At 42.7% G+C, this 18,288-nt stretch carries 17 protein-coding genes, 1 tRNA gene and 1 pseudogene; 1 reads left to right on the top strand and 18 read right to left on the bottom strand.

Going from position 1 to position 18,288, the window contains the following annotated elements; all coding sequences use genetic code 11:
• Window positions 1-28: 28 nt before the first annotated feature.
• The 5 genes from C7384_RS03230 to C7384_RS03255 form a co-directional block, all read right to left on the bottom strand.
• On the bottom strand, window positions 29-745 hold the full coding sequence (locus tag C7384_RS03230) for a DUF975 family protein (RefSeq protein WP_165806769.1): 717 nt from the start codon (window positions 743-745) through the stop codon (window positions 29-31).
• A 91-nt stretch (window positions 746-836) separates the two neighbouring features.
• Window positions 837-2,210: an amino acid permease gene (locus C7384_RS03235; protein WP_089938009.1), complete on the bottom strand. Its 1,374-nt coding sequence runs from the start codon at window positions 2,208-2,210 to the stop codon at window positions 837-839.
• 366 nt (window positions 2,211-2,576) lie between these two features.
• Window positions 2,577-2,650, bottom strand: a tRNA-Lys gene (locus tag C7384_RS03245).
• Window positions 2,651-2,719: 69 nt separating this feature from the next.
• Window positions 2,720-3,280, bottom strand: coding sequence for a DNA-directed RNA polymerase subunit delta (rpoE, locus tag C7384_RS03250; RefSeq protein WP_089938005.1), 561 nt, complete (start codon window positions 3,278-3,280; stop codon window positions 2,720-2,722).
• 43 nt (window positions 3,281-3,323) lie between these two features.
• Window positions 3,324-3,749: a YwiB family protein gene (locus tag C7384_RS03255; protein ID WP_165806770.1), complete on the bottom strand. Its 426-nt coding sequence runs from the start codon at window positions 3,747-3,749 to the stop codon at window positions 3,324-3,326.
• 75 nt (window positions 3,750-3,824) lie between these two features.
• Here C7384_RS03255 and C7384_RS03260 point away from each other — a divergent pair, with 75 nt between their 5' ends.
• Window positions 3,825-5,192 carry an HD domain-containing protein gene (locus C7384_RS03260; RefSeq protein WP_089938000.1) on the top strand — a complete coding sequence of 456 codons (1,368 nt, stop codon included), beginning with the start codon at window positions 3,825-3,827 and terminating at the stop codon, window positions 5,190-5,192.
• A gap of 16 nt (window positions 5,193-5,208) precedes the next feature.
• Here C7384_RS03260 and C7384_RS03265 read toward each other — a convergent pair whose 3' ends face one another.
• The 13 genes and pseudogenes from C7384_RS03265 to sufC form a co-directional block, all read right to left on the bottom strand.
• Window positions 5,209-6,225: a HoxN/HupN/NixA family nickel/cobalt transporter gene (locus C7384_RS03265; RefSeq protein ID WP_089937998.1), complete on the bottom strand. Its 1,017-nt coding sequence runs from the start codon at window positions 6,223-6,225 to the stop codon at window positions 5,209-5,211.
• A gap of 45 nt (window positions 6,226-6,270) precedes the next feature.
• Entirely contained in the window at window positions 6,271-7,050 is a 780-nt protein-coding gene (locus C7384_RS03270; protein WP_089937996.1) for an L-threonylcarbamoyladenylate synthase, read from the bottom strand.
• Window positions 7,051-7,064: 14 nt separating this feature from the next.
• A pseudogene (locus tag C7384_RS03275) lies at window positions 7,065-8,351 on the bottom strand (MFS transporter).
• Between the two features lie 8 nt (window positions 8,352-8,359).
• Entirely contained in the window at window positions 8,360-8,944 is a 585-nt protein-coding gene (leuD, locus tag C7384_RS03280) for a 3-isopropylmalate dehydratase small subunit (RefSeq protein WP_089937994.1), read from the bottom strand.
• A complete protein-coding gene (gene leuC / locus C7384_RS03285; RefSeq protein WP_089937992.1) occupies window positions 8,941-10,332 on the bottom strand; it encodes a 3-isopropylmalate dehydratase large subunit in 1,392 nt (463 codons plus the stop codon). Before leuC ends, leuD begins: the two co-directional genes overlap by 4 nt.
• 4 nt (window positions 10,333-10,336) lie before the next feature.
• Entirely contained in the window at window positions 10,337-11,395 is a 1,059-nt protein-coding gene (leuB, locus tag C7384_RS03290) for a 3-isopropylmalate dehydrogenase (protein WP_089937991.1), read from the bottom strand.
• On the bottom strand, window positions 11,396-12,562 hold the full coding sequence (locus C7384_RS03295) for a 2-isopropylmalate synthase (RefSeq protein WP_089937989.1): 1,167 nt from the start codon (window positions 12,560-12,562) through the stop codon (window positions 11,396-11,398). It lies immediately after the preceding gene.
• A gap of 285 nt (window positions 12,563-12,847) precedes the next feature.
• Entirely contained in the window at window positions 12,848-13,156 is a 309-nt protein-coding gene (locus C7384_RS03300; RefSeq protein ID WP_089937987.1) for a metal-sulfur cluster assembly factor, read from the bottom strand.
• A 4-nt stretch (window positions 13,157-13,160) separates the two neighbouring features.
• Window positions 13,161-14,591, bottom strand: a complete 1,431-nt coding sequence (gene sufB, locus C7384_RS03305) for a Fe-S cluster assembly protein SufB (protein WP_089938324.1) — start codon at window positions 14,589-14,591, stop codon at window positions 13,161-13,163.
• Window positions 14,592-14,621: 30 nt separating this feature from the next.
• Complete coding sequence (gene sufU / locus C7384_RS03310; RefSeq protein ID WP_089937985.1) at window positions 14,622-15,050, bottom strand: Fe-S cluster assembly sulfur transfer protein SufU; 429 nt, start codon at window positions 15,048-15,050, stop codon at window positions 14,622-14,624.
• Window positions 15,037-16,263, bottom strand: coding sequence for a cysteine desulfurase (locus C7384_RS03315; RefSeq protein WP_089937983.1), 1,227 nt, complete (start codon window positions 16,261-16,263; stop codon window positions 15,037-15,039). Before C7384_RS03315 ends, sufU begins: the two co-directional genes overlap by 14 nt.
• Entirely contained in the window at window positions 16,250-17,428 is a 1,179-nt protein-coding gene (gene sufD / locus C7384_RS03320; protein ID WP_089937981.1) for a Fe-S cluster assembly protein SufD, read from the bottom strand. The genes C7384_RS03315 and sufD overlap by 14 nt, the downstream gene beginning before the upstream one ends.
• Window position 17,429: 1 nt before the next feature.
• Window positions 17,430-18,230 carry a Fe-S cluster assembly ATPase SufC gene (gene sufC, locus C7384_RS03325; protein ID WP_089937979.1) on the bottom strand — a complete coding sequence of 267 codons (801 nt, stop codon included), beginning with the start codon at window positions 18,228-18,230 and terminating at the stop codon, window positions 17,430-17,432.
• Between the last annotated feature and the right edge of the window lie 58 nt (window positions 18,231-18,288).

Genomic DNA, 18,288 nt, shown 5'->3' on the forward strand with positions numbered 1-18,288 from the left:
AGTCGACCTAATCTTGTCAACTTATTTTTTAGTTTGCCGCAGAATCAATAATCAAACCATCATCGCTTGATCCACTAAGACGGTCATAATAAGCTGACATAGTCATTTGATAGTATGGTACTACCCAAATCGCAGCGATACCAAAGGTAATACCAATTAACAAGAACCAGCCGATAAAGCTCAGGTTCAAGACAAAATATTCCGCCTTGTGGCCGTCCATCAACTTACGACTCTGAGTAATCGCCTCAGTATAACCGAGTTTTTCGCCCTTATCCAAAGCATCTCGGTAAATAAAACCAGCCTGTGAATAAGCCAACGACTTGATAATCCCTGGCACGATCAATAGCAGGGTCCATAATAAAATCCAAACATACTGCAAAATACCAATGACCAAAGTTCCTAAAAATAGACCTTTTTGCTGGTAAACATAGATAAATTGTAGAAATGGATGGGCCTTTTTTTCTTGATTACGATAAAAGTCCAACAAAGCAAAAGCAACCCCAATTTCGACAAAGAAGGCGACAATACTTAAAAAGTCACTGTTAAAGTCCAAATGAGCCATATTAATATAGTCAATTGCCGTTGCAGTATTATTGGCAACATTATCATAGTTGGTAGGACGAGCACCCGACCAGCCTGCTGTAAACAAGCCCACAATAATTGCTGGCAAAGTAACGAGGATTAAGTAACCATAATTACCACTTAAACGTTCTTTGACTGAATGTTTTAATTCACTTCGATTCATAATTTCTCCCATATGATTTAGATTGACATTACTCAGTTTCCTAAGTAAGTTACCAATCTATCATATCAGAATTTTGCTGCCATTCGCAAAGTCATCCCCGTTTCCGATGAGTCATTAGATAAACAAGGGACATAATCACTAGAAAGCCTAAACCAATAAAAAGTGGAATACGCGTATCTGGATTAATTACCATAAAGACCAAGGTAATCACCAGAGAGAAAATGGCAAAATAGTTTGTCCAAGGCGATAGCCATAACTTAAAGGGATGGTCAGTTAGTAGTCCCGGATTGGCTTTGCGGAAGCGAATTTGACTAATCAAAATCACAAACCAGGGCACCATTCCCGGCAAGGTACTGGCACTATACACCAAAACAAAGACACTGGAACTACCATGCCAAAATAGTGGCAAAACTGCGTTAATGATAATACCTAATAGAATTCCGCCCGAAATTGCTAGTACCGAAATTTCAGGAACACGGCGCTTGGATAGTTTCAAAAATTTTGGTGAAATTTCCTTACTTAAAGCCAGCGTATAAAGCATCCGGCTCGAAGAAAAGATACCGGAATTTAGGGCTGACATAGCCGCTGTTAGCATGACAAAGTTAATAATACCAGCCGCCGCGGTAATTCCTACCCGAGCAAAGGTCTCCACAAAGGGTGAACCAACTTGATCGAGTTGATTCCAAGGATAAATCGTAATAATCACAAAAATTGACCCAATATAGAAAATCAAAATTCGAGCGACAATCGACTTAATCGATTTTACGATTGCTTCTTGTGGATTAGCGGCTTCTCCGGCGGTAATGCCAATAATTTCAATCGCTTGATAAGAAGTCATGACAATTGACAGGGCAAACATAAAGCCTTTGAAACCACCAGCAAAGAACTGACCATGCGTCCAAAGGTTTGAAAAACCAAGCGGATGCCCATGATTACCAATACCAAATAAAATCACTAAGAATCCCAAGATAATCATAAAGACAATCGTTACGACCTTAATCAAGGAAAACCAACTCTCCATCCGGCCGTAGGCTTTAACAGTAAATAAGTTGGCAGCAGTTAAGGTCGCCAGAACGACGATCGCACTAACCCACCCCGGGATGCCCGGCCACCAATAATCCAAGTAGACCCCCACGGCAATCGTTTCACTAATACCAACTGTTAGCCACTGAAAAACATTAGCCCAAACGGTTAAATAGCCCGCCAAAGGATGAATATAGCGACTGGCATAATTAGCAAAAGAACCCACTGCCGGATCAACGTATAACATCTCCCCTAAGGCCCGCATAACAATATAAAGGACCAAACCAGCCAACATATAAGCCAATAAGACTGATGGACCTGTCCATTTAATTGTTGCGGCTGAACCCATAAAGAGTCCAACCCCGATTGTTCCTCCCAGAGCAATCATTTCCATTTGAAAAGAGGATAAATCTCGACTCAATTCTTTTCCCTGTTTTGCCATCTGCAAACTCCTAATTTTTCTACGCATGACATAAAAAAGCGCCCCCAGAAATCTAGGGACGCTTGTGCGTGGTACCACCCAAGTTCCGCCACATAGGCGACACTTAATCGACCAGGATAACGGCTGGTTAGGCCGGTCATAGTTTCACGCTTAGTTACTAGTATGTCAAAAGTGAAGTAGTCTTCACCTAAAACCCTCGCCATTCTCACCATCCATGACGTCGCTGAATAGGATTTTTAAGCTACTCATCCTCACTACGTTAGGACAATTGTAGCCAATTCAAAAATGATTTGCAAGAAAATAAAAAGCAACCTTCCGAAGAAAGTTGCTTTTTTGGAATCTCCCAAGGTCTCCTGATTAACTCAGTGCTCCCGCTCGGATTCGAACCGAGGACCTTGGGATTAAAAATCCCCTACTCTAACCAACTGAGTTACAGGAGCATAATCTTGCGCCGTAGCACAGTTATATATATTACATTCTCAGCGGTAAAAAATCAATACTTTTTTAAATTATTTTTCTTCGTCGCCATCGCTCAAGTCATCAAGATCATCACTTCCAGCTAGCTCAGTTAGATTGTCGTCAATCGACTCTTCAGCCACTGAATCATCATCGTCACTATCGGAACTATCATCGTCATTATCAGACTTATCATCTTCGGCAACATCGTCAAAGTCGTCGTCTTCAGGATCATCATCGTTATAGTCAATGACATCGTCATCAGCGGCGTTATCAGCAAAGACGTTAACCTTTTTCTTGGCCTTCTTACGCTTTGGCTTCTCTTCGTCATCATCAATTTCATGAATTGACTCATCAATGGCATCAACTGGATACCAAGCACGCAAGGCCCATTCATTATTTCCCAGGGAAATAAAGGAACCATCTGTGTTTAAGTCCGTATAAAATTGTGATAGTCGAGGTCGAAAACTCTCGGCATCAACCCCTAAAAAGTCTTGAATTTCCTCTACTAGGCTACTAAAGGGCATTGAATCACCATGCTTTGACAAGATGGCGGTTGCAATCTCAACTAAGGCCATTTCTTCTTTAAGATTGCCATCTGCTTGTATCGACATATCATACGTCCTTTCACATTTCTAACTAATTAAATATACTCAATTATGGCTTGAATTGCAAATCAACTCGATAACGACCAACAACTTGGCCCTGACTGGATAAAACATACTCCAATAAAAGTTGACCAGCACCCTTTGCTTGGTCTAACTCTAAGTCTAAACCAGTTGTATAAGTATTGAGCACCATTGGACCCGCTGCGGTTTGATAAACCGTTTCTTGATCTTGCTGGGCTTTAAAACTTAGATGCGTCGTATTTTCATTAGTGCGGGTTAAACCAACTTGCTGCGGCTTTAATTTAAAGCGAACCTCCGTGTCATTTTGGTCAGGTAATTGTTCGGTGTAGCTAAGATAGGCGGTTCCATTTCGTATAATTAATTGTCCTGGCAGATGAAAATCAAACTTCTCATCGCCGCTGTCCTGCCAAATTTGGGTGATTAAGTCCACCTGAACCGTAAATGTTTGTGACAAAATATTCCTCCAGAAATGACAGTTGTAAGTCTTTACATTATAATATAAACAAGCTAAAAGGAAAAAGGTTAAACCGTGTCAGCACAACTAGTTCAAGAAAAAGTTTTAAGAGATCCAATTCATAATTTCATTCACGTTCAAGATCAGATTATTTTGGATCTCATCAATACACCAGAATTCCAGCGTTTACGCCGAGTACAACAGTTGGGGATTACTAGCAGTGTTTTCCATGGCGCTGAACATTCCCGCTTCGGTCACTCGGTGGGGGCTTACGAATTAGCCCGACGTGTCACTGAATATTTTAATCAATACTATAGTAAAAATAATGGTCGCAATGGCTGCTGGGACCCCGCTGAGAGTTTGCTAACCATGGTGGCAGCTTTACTCCATGACGTTGGTCATGGCGCCTTCTCACATACTTTTGAGCATCTCTTCCAGACCGATCACGAAGCCATGACTCGGGCCATCATTACTGGCGATACTGAAATTAATCGGATTTTATTGCAACAGGGACCCGATTTTCCCAATAAGGTCGCCAGTGTCATTGCTAAAACCTACCCTAATCAACAGGTGGTGCAATTAATTTCTAGTCAATTAGATGTTGATCGAATGGATTATTTACTCCGTGACGCCTATTACACGGGTACTAAATACGGTGAGTTTGATATTGACCGGATTATGCGCACCATGCGGCCCACCACTCAGGGCATCGGCTTTGATATTCGAGGCATGCACGCGGTTGAAGATTACATTGTCAGTCGCTATCAGATGTATCAGCAAGTGTATTTCCATCCGGTTTCACGAGGCATGGAAGTCATCCTAGAGCATCTATTGCATCGTGTTAAAGAACTCCAGCAAAACCAAAATGTCGCCGAAGAGGACTTTGTTGGTCCGCTATTGCGGCCACTTTTTAGCGACCAACCCCTGTCAGTTAGGGATTACTTACGTTTAGATGATCATGTCTTTATGACTTATATTAATATTTGGCAGGATCATCCTGATCAAATTCTTTCTGATTTGGCCCAACGTTTCCTACAACGCCGGCCGTTAAAATCAATTCAAATCAATGAAAAGACGGCGCCTTATTTGGATAACCTCGAAAAAATTGTGCAAAAAGCAGGCTACAATCCAGACTATTATACCGCCCGCAACGATGCCTACGACCTTCCGTATGACGATTACAAACCCAGTGATAAAAAGCCTCGGACTCAGATTGACTTTATTCTAGAGGACGGCACCCATCAGGAGTTATCGGCCCTTTCACCCCTGGTGGCTGCCATTAAAGGCCGGGCTTCAGTTGATCAGCGGTTCTTCTTTCCAAAAGAGATGCTTAATACTGGGCCCGATGAACTCTTTGCCCAGATTCATCATAATTTTAGAAGCTTTATTAAAAATGACACCCTAACCCCGCCAGGGTTAGACAGTAAAAATGACGTCAACTAAGATTGACGTCATTTTTTTAATCAGCAATTTCACGCTCAGACAGATTCATAACCCGCCAAATAGTCAAAGCCAACGTCCATACCACTACGAAGATGATCACTAAGATAATGCCTAGTTGGTTAAAGTCCAGGCTACTAGCCCAATTTGTCAAACCATTATTCCAACCAAAAATGGCTGAAAAAGATTGGGTAAAATCAACAAAGCTAATAAAACCAGCGGCCAAAACTGAGATACTAGTTAAGATTAAGTTATAGTAAACCTTCCGATAGGAGGACGAAATAATCCAATTGTAGGTGGTACTCATGAAAAAGCCATCCATAGTATCCATTAAACACATTCCTGCTGTAAATAATAAGGGAAAGGCTAAGGTGGTGTACCAGGCAATCCCAGCACTAGTGGCGGTAGCCGAAGTTGCTAGGACTGCAATTTGCGTGGCGGTATCAAAGCCCAAACCAAACAAGAAACCAACAATACCAACTTGCCAGTTATGTTGAATCATTTGCAACATTTTCGTAAACCAAGTATAAATTTTCGAATCTGGTACAAATTCTTCTGCCGTTTGCCCATTTTGAGCCTGTTGATTAATTTTTTTAAAGTTACGCCAGATGCTAAACAAGATAAAAGTATTCACAACCGTTAGGAAAAACAGCATAACCCCGGCAATCATCGTCCCAAAGGCTCCGCCAATATTTTCAAAAATTGGCATAGAATTCTTGGCCCATTCAACGAAAACCACCGTGGCAAGTGCCATCAACACGACAACCATTGAATGTCCAAAGGAAAAGCTAAAACCGACTCCCCGAGTATTCTTGCCATCGTTTAACATTTTACGGGTCATATTATCAATGGCAGCAATATGATCGACATCAAAAGCATGTCGCAAACCAAAGGTAAAGGATAATACTGCCATACCAATAATTTCAGGATATTGGCCCATTCCAGAACCCAACAAAATAATTCCTGCTACAAGAATCAAAAGAATAAAAGTTCCGTATTTTATGACGTCGTTTTTAAAAGTATTTGCTTTAGTCATCGCATTATCTCCTTTGTTTGCGAAGGGGGGCCAGCTATGGACCCCTTAGTAGTAGAAACCGTGGCGATAGTCCCACGAGTTAAAGATATCACTCATATTTTTCATAATTTTATCGACATCTAGACCCTTTCGAATAACGATTGGGGCCGGTTGAACACCGACTTGACCGTTTTGTTGGGGAATCAAATTTCCTTGTTCATCAACCATGGAAACCATCACCCCTTGCTCGTAACGAGTTTCGGCTGTTTCATTGGGTTGAATTGAAGCCACGTAGTCATTAGCTTCAATAATTAAGTCGGCAGTTTGTTCGATTTGATCACCAATACCGGTAACCAAACCACGATTTCCCTGACCGGACGGATTAGCTGAGCTGGCAAAGGAGAACTTGCCATATTCTTCCCACATATGCTTAGCAATCTTTTCACTAGGCCTGCCAAATTTAATCACAAAACAGCTGGTATCGCGGCCATCCATCATTAGTTCCTGACTGCCATCGGCTGGAATCATTTTCTTAGCCTCATCCTTCCAGGGCAAGATACACCCCAACAAGATATCTTGATCCCAGTGGCGTTGATACATTTCTTCAATTTCAGGTGTCATTTGGGCCAATTCCTTGACCTGTTCCACCGAACCACACAAAACGACACCAGGCTTATTCCGCTTGCGATTTTTAGCAGCGAATTTCCGCTCTAAACCAGCCTTATCAGAAGTCATGATAATGTAACCAACCTTAGTTGGACTAACAATCATACCCCCTTCTCCTTTTAAAATTTCAATTGCTTCGGGTTGAATAGCACCATTCCAGCTAATATGTTTATTTGACATTGTTATATTCTCCTTTAATTAATTGTGCGTTGTTTAGTTTCTGGCCCCATCACTGCAACTACAATGGCCGCAATAATGGCAACCGTCGCCATGAAGTAAAAAATTAAGTTAGCGTTAACTCGGGTTAGCGCCCAAGCCACTAAGTAGGGAGTTAAGACCGTTAAAATTTTAGCCACTGCATTGGCATAACCGGCTCCACGGAAGCGGAAATAAGTTGGAAACAACTCAGACATATAGACACTGACGATTGAAGCCATCAAGATATAAATGGTTGTAACCAAACAGAAACCAACGATTAAAACCCAAGCAATTTGGCGTTGTTGGGCATAGATTAACCCTAAAATGGCCGTTATGATAAATGCCGGTACAATGACCGTTTTTCGACCGATTCGATCAACTAAGATTGCCCCAATCAAGGCTCCTAAAGGTGCCCCAGCCATCATTACCGCTGAAAACCCTAAGGAATGGACGACATTTAGCCCCTGTTTTACTAACAAAGTGGGCATCCAGGAGGTAAAGGTATACTGAACCAAATTGACCGCCGAAATTGCCACGGTCGCCACTATCAAACCTCGTCCTAAACTAATTCGAACGGGTCCCTGGTCACTGATTGGTTGTTTGAATTGGGTATGCCCATTGACTTATAATTTTTGAATGATTGCTTCGGCTTCTTGATAACGCCCTTTGCTAATCAACCACCGCGGGGATTCTGGAAAATTATGCCGAATAATCCATAAAATCAAGGCTGCAATACCAATAATGATAAAAGTTGACCGCCAACTATAGCGTGGAATCACTACAGCTGCCAAAACCAAGGTCAAGGGGGCAGCCATATTAGCAATCACTGACACTGAAGCTGACCAACGGCCTCGGGTGGCCACTGGGGCAAATTCATTAATAAGAGCAAACCCAGTCACTATTTCAGCGCCTAAACCAATCGCGGCGATAAAACGGAGGACAATTAAAGCCCAAACGTTTGGAGCAAAAGCAGCTAAGACGGTGAAAAAGCCAAACAACACTAAATTGATTTGATAGGCCTGCCGACGACCAAAGTAATCACCAATTAAGCCAGCCCAAAGTGATCCAAAGAATAAGCCTAGGAAGCCGGCTGATAAAAACATTGATCCCTGGGCAATCGTGGCAAAATGATTGGCAATAATGGCACTGTTGACGGCACTGGCCAGATAAACATCGGCCCCATCCAAAATCATCCCGGCTGCTACCATGGCGAAAACCTTATAAAAAAGTGGTGTCGCCCGACTAATATTCATTCGATTTTTTAATTCTATTGCTGGATCCATCCTGCCTCCTAGCCAAAGTTGGGACGTTTTTGTTCAAAAGCCGTAATTTGATTGGCAAATTGCAGTGTATGGTCAATATCGTCCTCGCCTTTAATAAACTTTTCTTTCCATTGCGGATTAATATCAAAATGAAAAGCCTGGGTATTATAAATAACTTCTTGTTGCGGTAAATTAATCGTAATCAACTCATCGGCCTTGACCTGACGCAAGACTGCCCGATCAGCTTCGGGCAAGACAATGGGTAAGAGGCCGTTTTTAGTAGCATTCATGTAAAAAATATCGGAAAAGCCACCGGCAATCACAGCTTTAAAGCCGTAATCAGTCAAGGCCCAAACGGCATGTTCTCTTGAAGAACCAGAGCCAAAATCAGTTCCTGTAATTAAAATGGTGGCCCCTTTATGTTCTGGCTTATTTAACTCAAAATCAGGATTTAAAGACCCATCTTCCAAGTAGCGCCAATCAAAAAATAAGTCTTTGCCAAATCCGGTTTTTAAAATGTTTTTCAAAAATTGCTTAGGCAAAATGATATCAGTATTGATACTGTCGTTTGGAATCACAACGGCCCGGCCAATTTCTTCTGTAAAAGCTTTCATTTTGACTCCCCCTCTCCAGCATCTAATTGTGTTATATCAACAAAATGGCCAGCAATACCAGCCGCTGCAACCATGGCTGGTGAGGCCAAATGCGTCCGTGAACCAGCTCCTTGACGACCAATAAAATTACGATTAGAAGTCGAGGCAGCATGCATGCCAGCTGGAATTTTATCTGGATTCATGGCCAAACAGGCCGAACAACCTGGCTCGCGCCACTCACAACCAGCATCTTCAAAAATTTTAGCAAGGCCATTTTTAATGGCCTTATTTCGAATGGCCCGACTACCGGGGACAATCCAGGCCGTAATATTGGGTGCTAGGTGCTTACCTTTCATCATTTGAGCAGCAATTTCTAGATCCTCGTAGCGGCTATTAGTACAAGAACCAATAAACAGATAATCTAGCGGAATTTCCTCGGCCTTCATGCCAGGATGTAGACCAATATAGTCATAGGCCGCCTGATCATTGCCATCTTTAATGGCCGGCGTAAGTTGATCGACTGGCATGGCCATCCCCGGATTAGTTCCCCAGGTAATCATCGGTTTCAAATCACTGACATCAAAGGTTAGCCTTTCATCGAAGGCACTTTCATCATCGGTATAAAAACTTTCCCAATATTTTTGTGCCGCCGCAAAATCCTTGGGGGCAAATTCACGGCCCTTAATATAATCAAAAGTAGTTTGATCAGGCCGAACCATCCCCGTTTTTGAACCAGCTTCAATGGACATGTTGCACATGGTCAAGCGGGCTTCCATCGACAACTTTTCAACCGCTTCGCCATAAAATTCAATCGCATAGCCAGTTCCAAAGGAAACACCATACTTAGCGATTATGCCCATAATAATATCTTTGGCATATGTATTAGCCGGTAGAGTACCCGTAATTTTAATGCCCATGGTTTTAGGCTTTACCTGCCAAATCGTTTGTGTGGCCATCACGTGTTCAACTTCAGAGGTACCGATTCCAAAAGCAATCGTGCCAAAAGCCCCGTGAGTTGCTGTATGTGAATCTCCACAGACAATGACTTTAGCCGGTTGCGTTAATCCCCGTTCTGGTCCTACTACGTGCACAATACCCTGCTGATCATCCCCAATGGAAGCCAAGGGTACATCAAATTCTTTACAATTGCGTTCCAGCGTTTCCATCTGTAGCCGTGACATTTCATCTTGTACATTAAAAATATCCTTGGTCGGCACATTGTGGTCCATGGTAGCAAAGGTTAAATCCGGCCGACGTAAACGACGATGCATTGACCGCAAACCATCAAAAGGTTGGGGGGAAGTGACTTCATGAATCAAATGGAGGTCAACATAGAGCAACTGTGGTTCGCCCACCTGTCCAGCAATTACGTGGGCATCCCAAATTTTGTCAAATAATGTCTTACTCATTGACCTAATTCTCCTCTCTAATAAAGTCAACTAGGGCTTGGGTCATACTTGCTGTCGTCTGACTCCCACCCATATCCGATGTCACGATTTTATGGGCAATTACATAGTCAACAGCAGCTTGAATCTTGTGTGCAATCTGGTTTTCATTAAAACTTTGTGCCATCATCATCGCCACGGTATTAACCATCGAAAGTGGATTGGCAATCCCTTTTCCAGCAATGTCGGGTGCCGATCCGTGAATTGGTTCATATAAATTAGGCCCATTGACCCCGATTGACATCGATGGAATTTGTCCGATTGAACCAGTAATCTGAGCGGCTTCATCGCTTAAAATATCACCAAACAAATTCGGCGTAATCACCACATCAAACTGAGCGGGATGGGCAATGATGGCCATTGACATTGCATCAACATAACGATAATCAACTTGCACATCCGGATAACGATGACTAAATTCCTGCCCAATTTGTCGCCATAATTTTGAAGTGGCTAAAACATTGGATTTATCAACCACAGTGACATGGCGCTTGCGCTGTTGAGCTAACTGGAAACCAACGGCCATAATCCGTTCAATTTCAGCGCGACTATAATACATTGTGTCGACTGCCTCATCCTGATCAAGTCGCCGCGGTTGCCCAAAGTAAGCCCCCGAAGTTAATTCACGAACAATCACAAAATCGGTACCGGTTACATTTTCACCCTTTAAAGGCGAGCGCTCAATCTGAGCTGGTGACACTTGCGTGGGGCGAATATTAGCAAATAAATTCAAAGCCGAACGAATGCCTAACAAACCAGCTTCTGGTCGAACTGGGGCTTGATCCCACTTCGGACCGCCAATCGCACTCAGCAAAATTGCATCTGCCTGTTGAGCCGTTTGGATGGTTTCGTCTGGTAGGGGATCTCCAACCTGATCAATGCCAGCCCCACCAAAGGGACATTCAATTAGTTCATATTTAAAGTCGGTTCCCTGGGTTGCGGCAGCCAAAACGGTCAAGCCGGCCGCCATAATTTCGGGTCCAATATAATCACCAGGTAGCACAACGATTTTTTTCTTGCCAGTCATTTAGCCATTCACCACCCTTTTTTCATATATACTCGCCATCATGCTCTCCAATTGATCTTCATCGACGATATCAACCTCTTCAGCCATGGCTTTAAAGCGGGGAAAGATGTTATGCATATCTTCTTTGCCAATTTCATAACCCATCTCATTTAATTTGGACATTACCGCATGCGATCCTGATAGCTTCCCTAACGGCAAACTAGCTTTAGCACCGACCATGGCCGGACTCAAAATTTCATAGGTTTCAGGATTCTTTAAATAGCCATCCTGATGGATACCGGATTCGTGAGCAAAGGCATTGCGACCCATAATCGGTTTATTTGGTGCAATAGCAATCTTAGACATCCGAGCAATTTGATTAGAAACTTTTTTTGATTGGACTAAATCGATATTGGTCGATACTTGGAATTTATCCTGTCGAACTTGCAAAGCTACCGCTGTTTCAATCAAATCAACATTACCGGCCCGTTCGCCAATCCCATTAATCGTTCCCTGTACTTCGGTAGCACCATGCTCGATTCCTGCCAAGGCATTGGCATTGGCCAAACCCAAATCATTGTGGGTGTGGGTGGACCAACCAATTTGATTAAATTCCTTAATTTGACTCTTAAAGTTTTCAAAAATCTGACCAAATTCATCCGGCGTGGAATAACCCACTGTATCTGGAATATTAATCATTTTGGCTCCGGCATCAATCGCTCTTTGCACTGCTTGTACTAAAAATTCAGGTTCAGTTCGGGTGGCATCTTCTGGTGAAAAAATAATGTCATCCATGTAGTTTTTAACATAGCTAATATCAGCGGTAATTTTATCCAAAATCTCTTGCTTACTCATATGCAGCTTTGATTGTCGATGAATTGGCGATGTTGCAATGAAAATATGAATAGCTGGATGAGCGGCTCCCCGGGTTGATTCGATGACTGCATCAATATCCTTTCGAACCATCCGCGCCAAGCCAACAACCTTACTATCCTTAATTGTTTTAGCAATCGCTTGGACGGCCTTAAAGTCCTTGTCAGAAGCCGCAGGGAAACCGGTTTCAATTGCATCAACACCATAGGCTTCCAAGGACTGAGCGATGCTCACCTTTTCTTGATTAGAAAAGTTCACGCCAATTGTTTGCTCACCATCACGTAAAGTTGTATCGTAAAATGTTATTTCTCTCATTTACTTCTCTCCTTTATACTAAAAAAACGGACTAATCTGATAGACTAGTCCGTTAGAAACACGAATTGCACTCCTGCGGCTAGTCATTGGTTTCTACCTAACAACCAGCCTCAAAAGCCCCGCTTGCTAGGAATACCTGAGCAAGCTGAGGAGGGCTGATGATTGATTAATAATAATGTTCTTTTGAGTGTTTTGCATTTCGTGTTCCTCCTAATTTAATTTATGAGCTAATTCTAATATTATTATCATTTAAAGTCAAGGGAAATTTTATATATTTTTCACAATTCAATATAAACCAAGACTCATTCGGGCAAAAGGCGACATGTGATTAATCGCCCACTGAGGTTGCCAAACGTGTTCAACCCGCACGGAAACAACCTCTGGTAGCACTGCCAGCGCTTCTTTCACTAGCGCTTCAATGATGGCGCTGATTGGACACCCCATCGTCGCTGAGTCCAATTTGATCACCAACAAACCAGATTGGTCAAAAGTAACTTGATTAATAAAGCCCAAATTCACAACATCAAGGCGTAACTCTGGATCAATTACCGTTGTTAACACTGCCATGATTCGATTATGCTGACTTTCATCCATATCATTACCCCACTGATCCGATCATTTCAAATTTCATTAATCGGTTTAATTCGACGGCATATTCCATTGGTAGTTCCTTGGTAAAGGGCTCAATAAAGCCCATGACAATCATTTCAGTGGCCTTTTCTGCCGAGATACCCCGCGTCATCAAATAATACAATTGCTCCTCAGAAACCCGCGAAACTTTGGCCTCATGTTCCATAGAAACATTCCCGTTTAAGATTGTGTTGTAGGGAATCGTGTCGGCCGAAGATTGGTCATCGACTAAAATCGTGTCACATTCAACGTGGGCAAAGGAACCGTCAGACTCCCGGCCAAATTTAACCGTCCCCCGATAATCCGTAGCGCCACCATCATGGGCAATTGATTTAGACACAATTGACGATGAAGTATTGGGGGCGTTGTGGATCATTTTGGCACCGGAGTCCAAATTAACCCCCTTGCCAGCGACCGCAATTGATAACATCGTTCCCCGGGCTCCTTCACCTTCCAAGTAAACCGACGGGTACTTCATTGTGGTTTTAGAACCAAAATTACCATCAACCCACTCCATCGTGGCATTTTCATGGGCCGCAGCCCGCTTTGTTTCCAAAGAATACACGTTATTTGACCAGTTCTGAATGGTGGTATAACGACAATAAGCATCCCGCTTAACAATCACTTCTACCACAGCAGCGTGCAAGGCATCCCCAGAATACATTGGGGCCGAACAACCTTCCACATAGTCAACATGAGCACCTTCATCCACAATAATCAAAGTTCGCTCAAATTGCCCTTCATTTTCAGTATTAATCCGAAAATACGATTGAATTGGGGTAGTTACATGCACCCCTTTGGGAACATAAATAAAAGTGCCACCCGACCAGGCCGCCGAGTTCAAGGCGGCTAATTTATTATTAGTGGGCTTAACTAGGGAACCAAAGTATTCTTTAACTAGTTCCGGATATTCTTGTACGGCCGTATCAGTATCGGTAAAGACAATCCCCGTCTTAGCAAATTCTTCTTTCATTCGATGGTAAACAACTTCTGATTCATACTGAGCGGAAGAGCCTGCCAACCACTTCCGCTCGGCCTCTGGAACCCCTAACCGTTCAAAAGTTTCTTTTAGCTCAGCTGGGACGTCGTCCCAATCTCGATATTTTTCTTCAGTCGGCTTATTGTAATAATAAATATCATCAAAATTAATGCCGCTTAAATCAGGTCCCCATTCATGCATAGGCATGTCTAAATAGGTCTGATAAGCCTGCAAACGGTAATCAAGCATCCACTCCGGTTCATTTTTTTTAGCAGAAATTTTACGAATAATATCTTCACTAATTCCCCTACCAGTTGAATAAACAGCTTGGTAATCATCTTGAAAACCTTGCTCATATTCCTTGTCAGCCCCAATCGCTGCTCGTGTTTTTTCTAAGGCCTCACGGCGATCAATTTCCATGGTTTCTCCCATAAATACTCCTTTCAGGACTCAATTTTGAGTTAATAATTCATCTAAAGCATGCCAGGGTAAGGTCGCACATTTAATCCGGGTGGGAAACTTACGAACCCCAGTTAAACTGCAAGCATCTCCTAAAGCCTTACTGCTTTGTCCATCGGTCATCATTGTTGAAAATTGCTGACTTAGACTTTGTACTTCGGCCAATGATTTATGATCAATCAAATCAGTCATCATCGAAGCCGAGGCTTTAAAAATGGCACAGCCATCGCCATCAAAACTCAGGTCCTGGACCCTACCGTTTTCAATCACTAAAGTTAATTTAATTAAATCCCCACAAGTTGGATTGTATTTAGTCACCGCTTGACCGCTATCAACGCTAAGGCTCTGAAAGTGATGCGGATGTTTGGCATAGGTCATAATAACCTGACGATATAATTGATCTAAATTATGTAAAGTCATCGGCAAAATACTCCTTAATCGCTACTAAGGCCGCCACTAGTTGATCAATTTCAGCTGCTGTATTATACAAATACAAACTTACTCGCACAGTGGCCGTCACACCCAAATAACGCATCAACGGCTGGGCACAGTGATGACCCGCTCGAACTTCAATTCCTTCTTGATCTAAAGCAGTGGCAACATCATGGGGATGAATACCCACTAAATTAAAAGTAATCACTCCGGTTCGATCCTGCCCAGTGGTTGGCCCATAAATTTGCAATCCCTCAATGGCTCCTAGTTTGTTTAAGGCATAAGTAGTTAACTGTGCCTCATCTGCTGCAATCTGTGCCATGCCAATTGACCTTAAGTATTCAATAGCTGCTCCTAGCCCGATTGCACCAGCGATATTGGGGGTCCCAGCCTCAAAGCGCCAGGGTAACGGTTGAAAAGTAGCCTCATCCAAGCCAACATATTCAATCATTTCACCACCATACTGTACTGGTTGCATTTCTTCTAACAGCGCCTTTTTACCATATAAAACCCCGATACCAGTTGGTCCCATTAATTTATGACCCGAAAAAACGTAAAAATCAGCATCCAATGCTTGAACGTCAACGGGCAAATGCGGTGCTGCTTGAGCCCCATCTACCACCACAACGGCACCCACTTGATGGGCCCAGTTAGTAATTTGAGCAATTGGATTAATCACCCCGGTTACATTGGAAACATGGGTCAAAGCAACAATTTTTGTGGATGGATTTAGTTTGTGATGCAAATCGGCCAAATCTAAGCGGCCGGCTTCATCCAATGCTACGTACCGTAATTTAGCACCAGTTTGACGGGCCAGCACTTGCCAGGGAACTAAATTAGAATGGTGTTCTAAATAGCTCACTAAGATTTCATCCCCAGCCTGCAAATGTTGCGGACCATAAGCCGTCGCAACCCAATTAATCGACTCAGTGGTACCACGAGTAAAGAGTACTTCAGCCCGATTAGCGGCATTAATAAAGGTTTGGACCTGATCACGAGCCCCTTCATATAAATCGGTTGCGGCTTGCGAAAGCGTGTAAACGCCCCGATGGACATTGGCATTTTGATGCTGATAGTAATCCTGTATTTTAGCAATGACCCGGGCTGGCTTTTGAGCTGTCGCCGCGCTATCAAGATAAATCAGTGGTTGCCCATTAATTTTTTCATTTAAAATTGGAAAATCAGCTCTACGCTCTTTCATACTGCAACTTTCTTTCAATGGCATCAATTAAGTCTTGTTGGGCCTGGTTCGTTGGCATTTGCGACAGTACTTCGCCGATAAAGCCTCGAATAACAAGCTTTCTTGCCACTTTTTCCGGTAAACCACGACTCATTAAGTAATAAAGTTGTTGCTCGTCCACTCGCCCAACCGAAGCCGCATGACCAGCTGTAACATCATTTTCATCAATTAATAGCAAGGGATTGGCTTCCCCCCGTCCACGCCGAGAAAGCATCAATACCCGTGATTCTTGTTGAGCATCAGAACCCTTAGCTCCTTTAATAATTCGCCCAATACCATTAAAAACTAAGGCTGAGGAATTTAAAATAACGCCCCGTTGGAAAATATGTCCCAAACTATGTCGTCCGCTATTTTGAATTTCGGTAATAAAGCCTTGGACTTGTTTTCGATTGGTAAAAGCCGCCACTTTGGCGTGACTAATTGAACCTTCCCCATCAACATGGCTGGCCAGACGCGTAATCGTATTGCCATCATTAAAGGAAGCATTGACCCAATCCACCTGCGCATTAGCCAATACATCGGCTTGGCGATTAATATAGGCACTAGTATGGGGACCAAAGTCATCAATATTAGCATAAGTTAGTCGACTCCCCCGCTGGGCTAAAACTTCGACGACAACCGAAGCTTTACTGGCCTGATTTCCTAGCGTTTGCAAGCGTTGCAACAACTTAACCTGACTATTTTCCCCGACATAAACCAAAATACGGGCAATCAAGTCCCCCTGCCCATCAGCAATTTGATTTAAAACTACTTGGACATCGGGTTCAATCTGAACATTGGCCGGAATATATAAGAAAAATCCCGTATTAAACTGATCATAATTATTGGCTGCTAAGCGGTCAGAATGGCGTCCAATCACGGTACCGACCATATTTTTAACCAATTCTGGATACTCTTGGTAGGCCTGTTTAATGTTCATTAACAAAACACCAGCTGCCACCAAATCGGGACTAAGTTGCTGATGAGTTGTCGTGGAACCGGTTACTTTTAATCCCAAAAAATCTTCTTGAAAATCTTCACTGGCAGCAATGGACTGACTGGGCTGCATCTTTTCTAACTGCCAGGGGCCATAACGAACCTTTTCAAAAACTGGCATGGGTAAATTTTCATTTGCTTGCTTAATCATCTTAATCCCCCATTACGTATTCATTGGCATCTTCATCCGTTAGGCTAATATCCAAGCCCAATTCATCCCGTAAACCAGCATAGCCTTCAGCTTCTAACTTTTTAGCCATTTCGGCGCCACCAGTTTTAACAATTTTACCGCCCATCATTACATGCACATAATCCGGTACGATATAGTCTAATAAGCGTTGATAGTGGGTAATCATCAGTGTGCCAAACTCCGGAGAACGCATACTATTCACTCCGCGCGATACCACCTTTAAAGCATCAATATCCAGTCCTGAATCAATTTCATCTAAAATGGCAATTTTAGGTTGAATCATCATCATCTGTAAAATTTCATTTCGTTTCTTTTCCCCACCAGAAAATCCTTCATTTAGATAACGATCAGCCATTTCTTCGCTCATCGATAGAAATTCTCGTTTTTCATCCAATTGGGTAATAAAATCCATGATCCCAATTTGATCATCCTCAGGCCGTCGAGCATTGATAGCCGCCCGCATAAATTCAGCATTAGTCACACCCTGAATTTCAGATGGGTATTGCATGGCTAAAAATAATCCTGCTCGAGCACGCTCATCAACACCCTGTTCTAATAAATCTTCTCCATCCAAGTAAATATGCCCGGCAGTCACTTCATAGGCCGGATGGCCCATAATTGTCTGTGATAAAGTCGACTTCCCAGTACCATTAGGCCCCATAATGGCGTGCATTTCACCGGTCTTAACTTCTAGATTAACCCCTTTTAAAATTTCTTTTCCCGCGACATTAACGTGTAAGTCCTCGATTTTTAATGTTGTCATAGCTCAACTCCTCAAAAAATAATAATTTTCTAATGTTATCTTAATTATTCTAATTTGA

The organism is Convivina intestini (assembly GCF_003096575.1).
Taxonomy (GTDB): Bacteria; Bacillota; Bacilli; order Lactobacillales; family Lactobacillaceae; genus Convivina; species Convivina intestini.

Coding starts and splice junctions, on each gene's coding strand:
- C7384_RS03230 (WP_165806769.1), bottom strand. CDS start 745: ATGAATCGAAGTGAATTAAAACATTCAGTCAAAGAACGTTTAAGTGGT.
- C7384_RS03235 (WP_089938009.1), bottom strand. CDS start 2,210: ATGGCAAAACAGGGAAAAGAATTGAGTCGAGATTTATCCTCTTTTCAA.
- rpoE (WP_089938005.1), bottom strand. CDS start 3,280: ATGTCGATACAAGCAGATGGCAATCTTAAAGAAGAAATGGCCTTAGTT.
- C7384_RS03265 (WP_089937998.1), bottom strand. CDS start 6,225: ATGACTAAAGCAAATACTTTTAAAAACGACGTCATAAAATACGGAACT.
- C7384_RS03270 (WP_089937996.1), bottom strand. CDS start 7,050: ATGTCAAATAAACATATTAGCTGGAATGGTGCTATTCAACCCGAAGCA.
- leuD (WP_089937994.1), bottom strand. CDS start 8,944: ATGAAAGCTTTTACAGAAGAAATTGGCCGGGCCGTTGTGATTCCAAAC.
- leuC (WP_089937992.1), bottom strand. CDS start 10,332: ATGAGTAAGACATTATTTGACAAAATTTGGGATGCCCACGTAATTGCT.
- leuB (WP_089937991.1), bottom strand. CDS start 11,395: ATGACTGGCAAGAAAAAAATCGTTGTGCTACCTGGTGATTATATTGGA.
- C7384_RS03295 (WP_089937989.1), bottom strand. CDS start 12,562: ATGAGAGAAATAACATTTTACGATACAACTTTACGTGATGGTGAGCAA.
- C7384_RS03300 (WP_089937987.1), bottom strand. CDS start 13,156: ATGGATGAAAGTCAGCATAATCGAATCATGGCAGTGTTAACAACGGTA.
- sufB (WP_089938324.1), bottom strand. CDS start 14,591: ATGGAAATTGATCGCCGTGAGGCCTTAGAAAAAACACGAGCAGCGATT.
- sufU (WP_089937985.1), bottom strand. CDS start 15,050: ATGACTTTACATAATTTAGATCAATTATATCGTCAGGTTATTATGACC.
- C7384_RS03315 (WP_089937983.1), bottom strand. CDS start 16,263: ATGAAAGAGCGTAGAGCTGATTTTCCAATTTTAAATGAAAAAATTAAT.
- sufD (WP_089937981.1), bottom strand. CDS start 17,428: ATGATTAAGCAAGCAAATGAAAATTTACCCATGCCAGTTTTTGAAAAG.
- sufC (WP_089937979.1), bottom strand. CDS start 18,230: ATGACAACATTAAAAATCGAGGACTTACACGTTAATGTCGCGGGAAAA.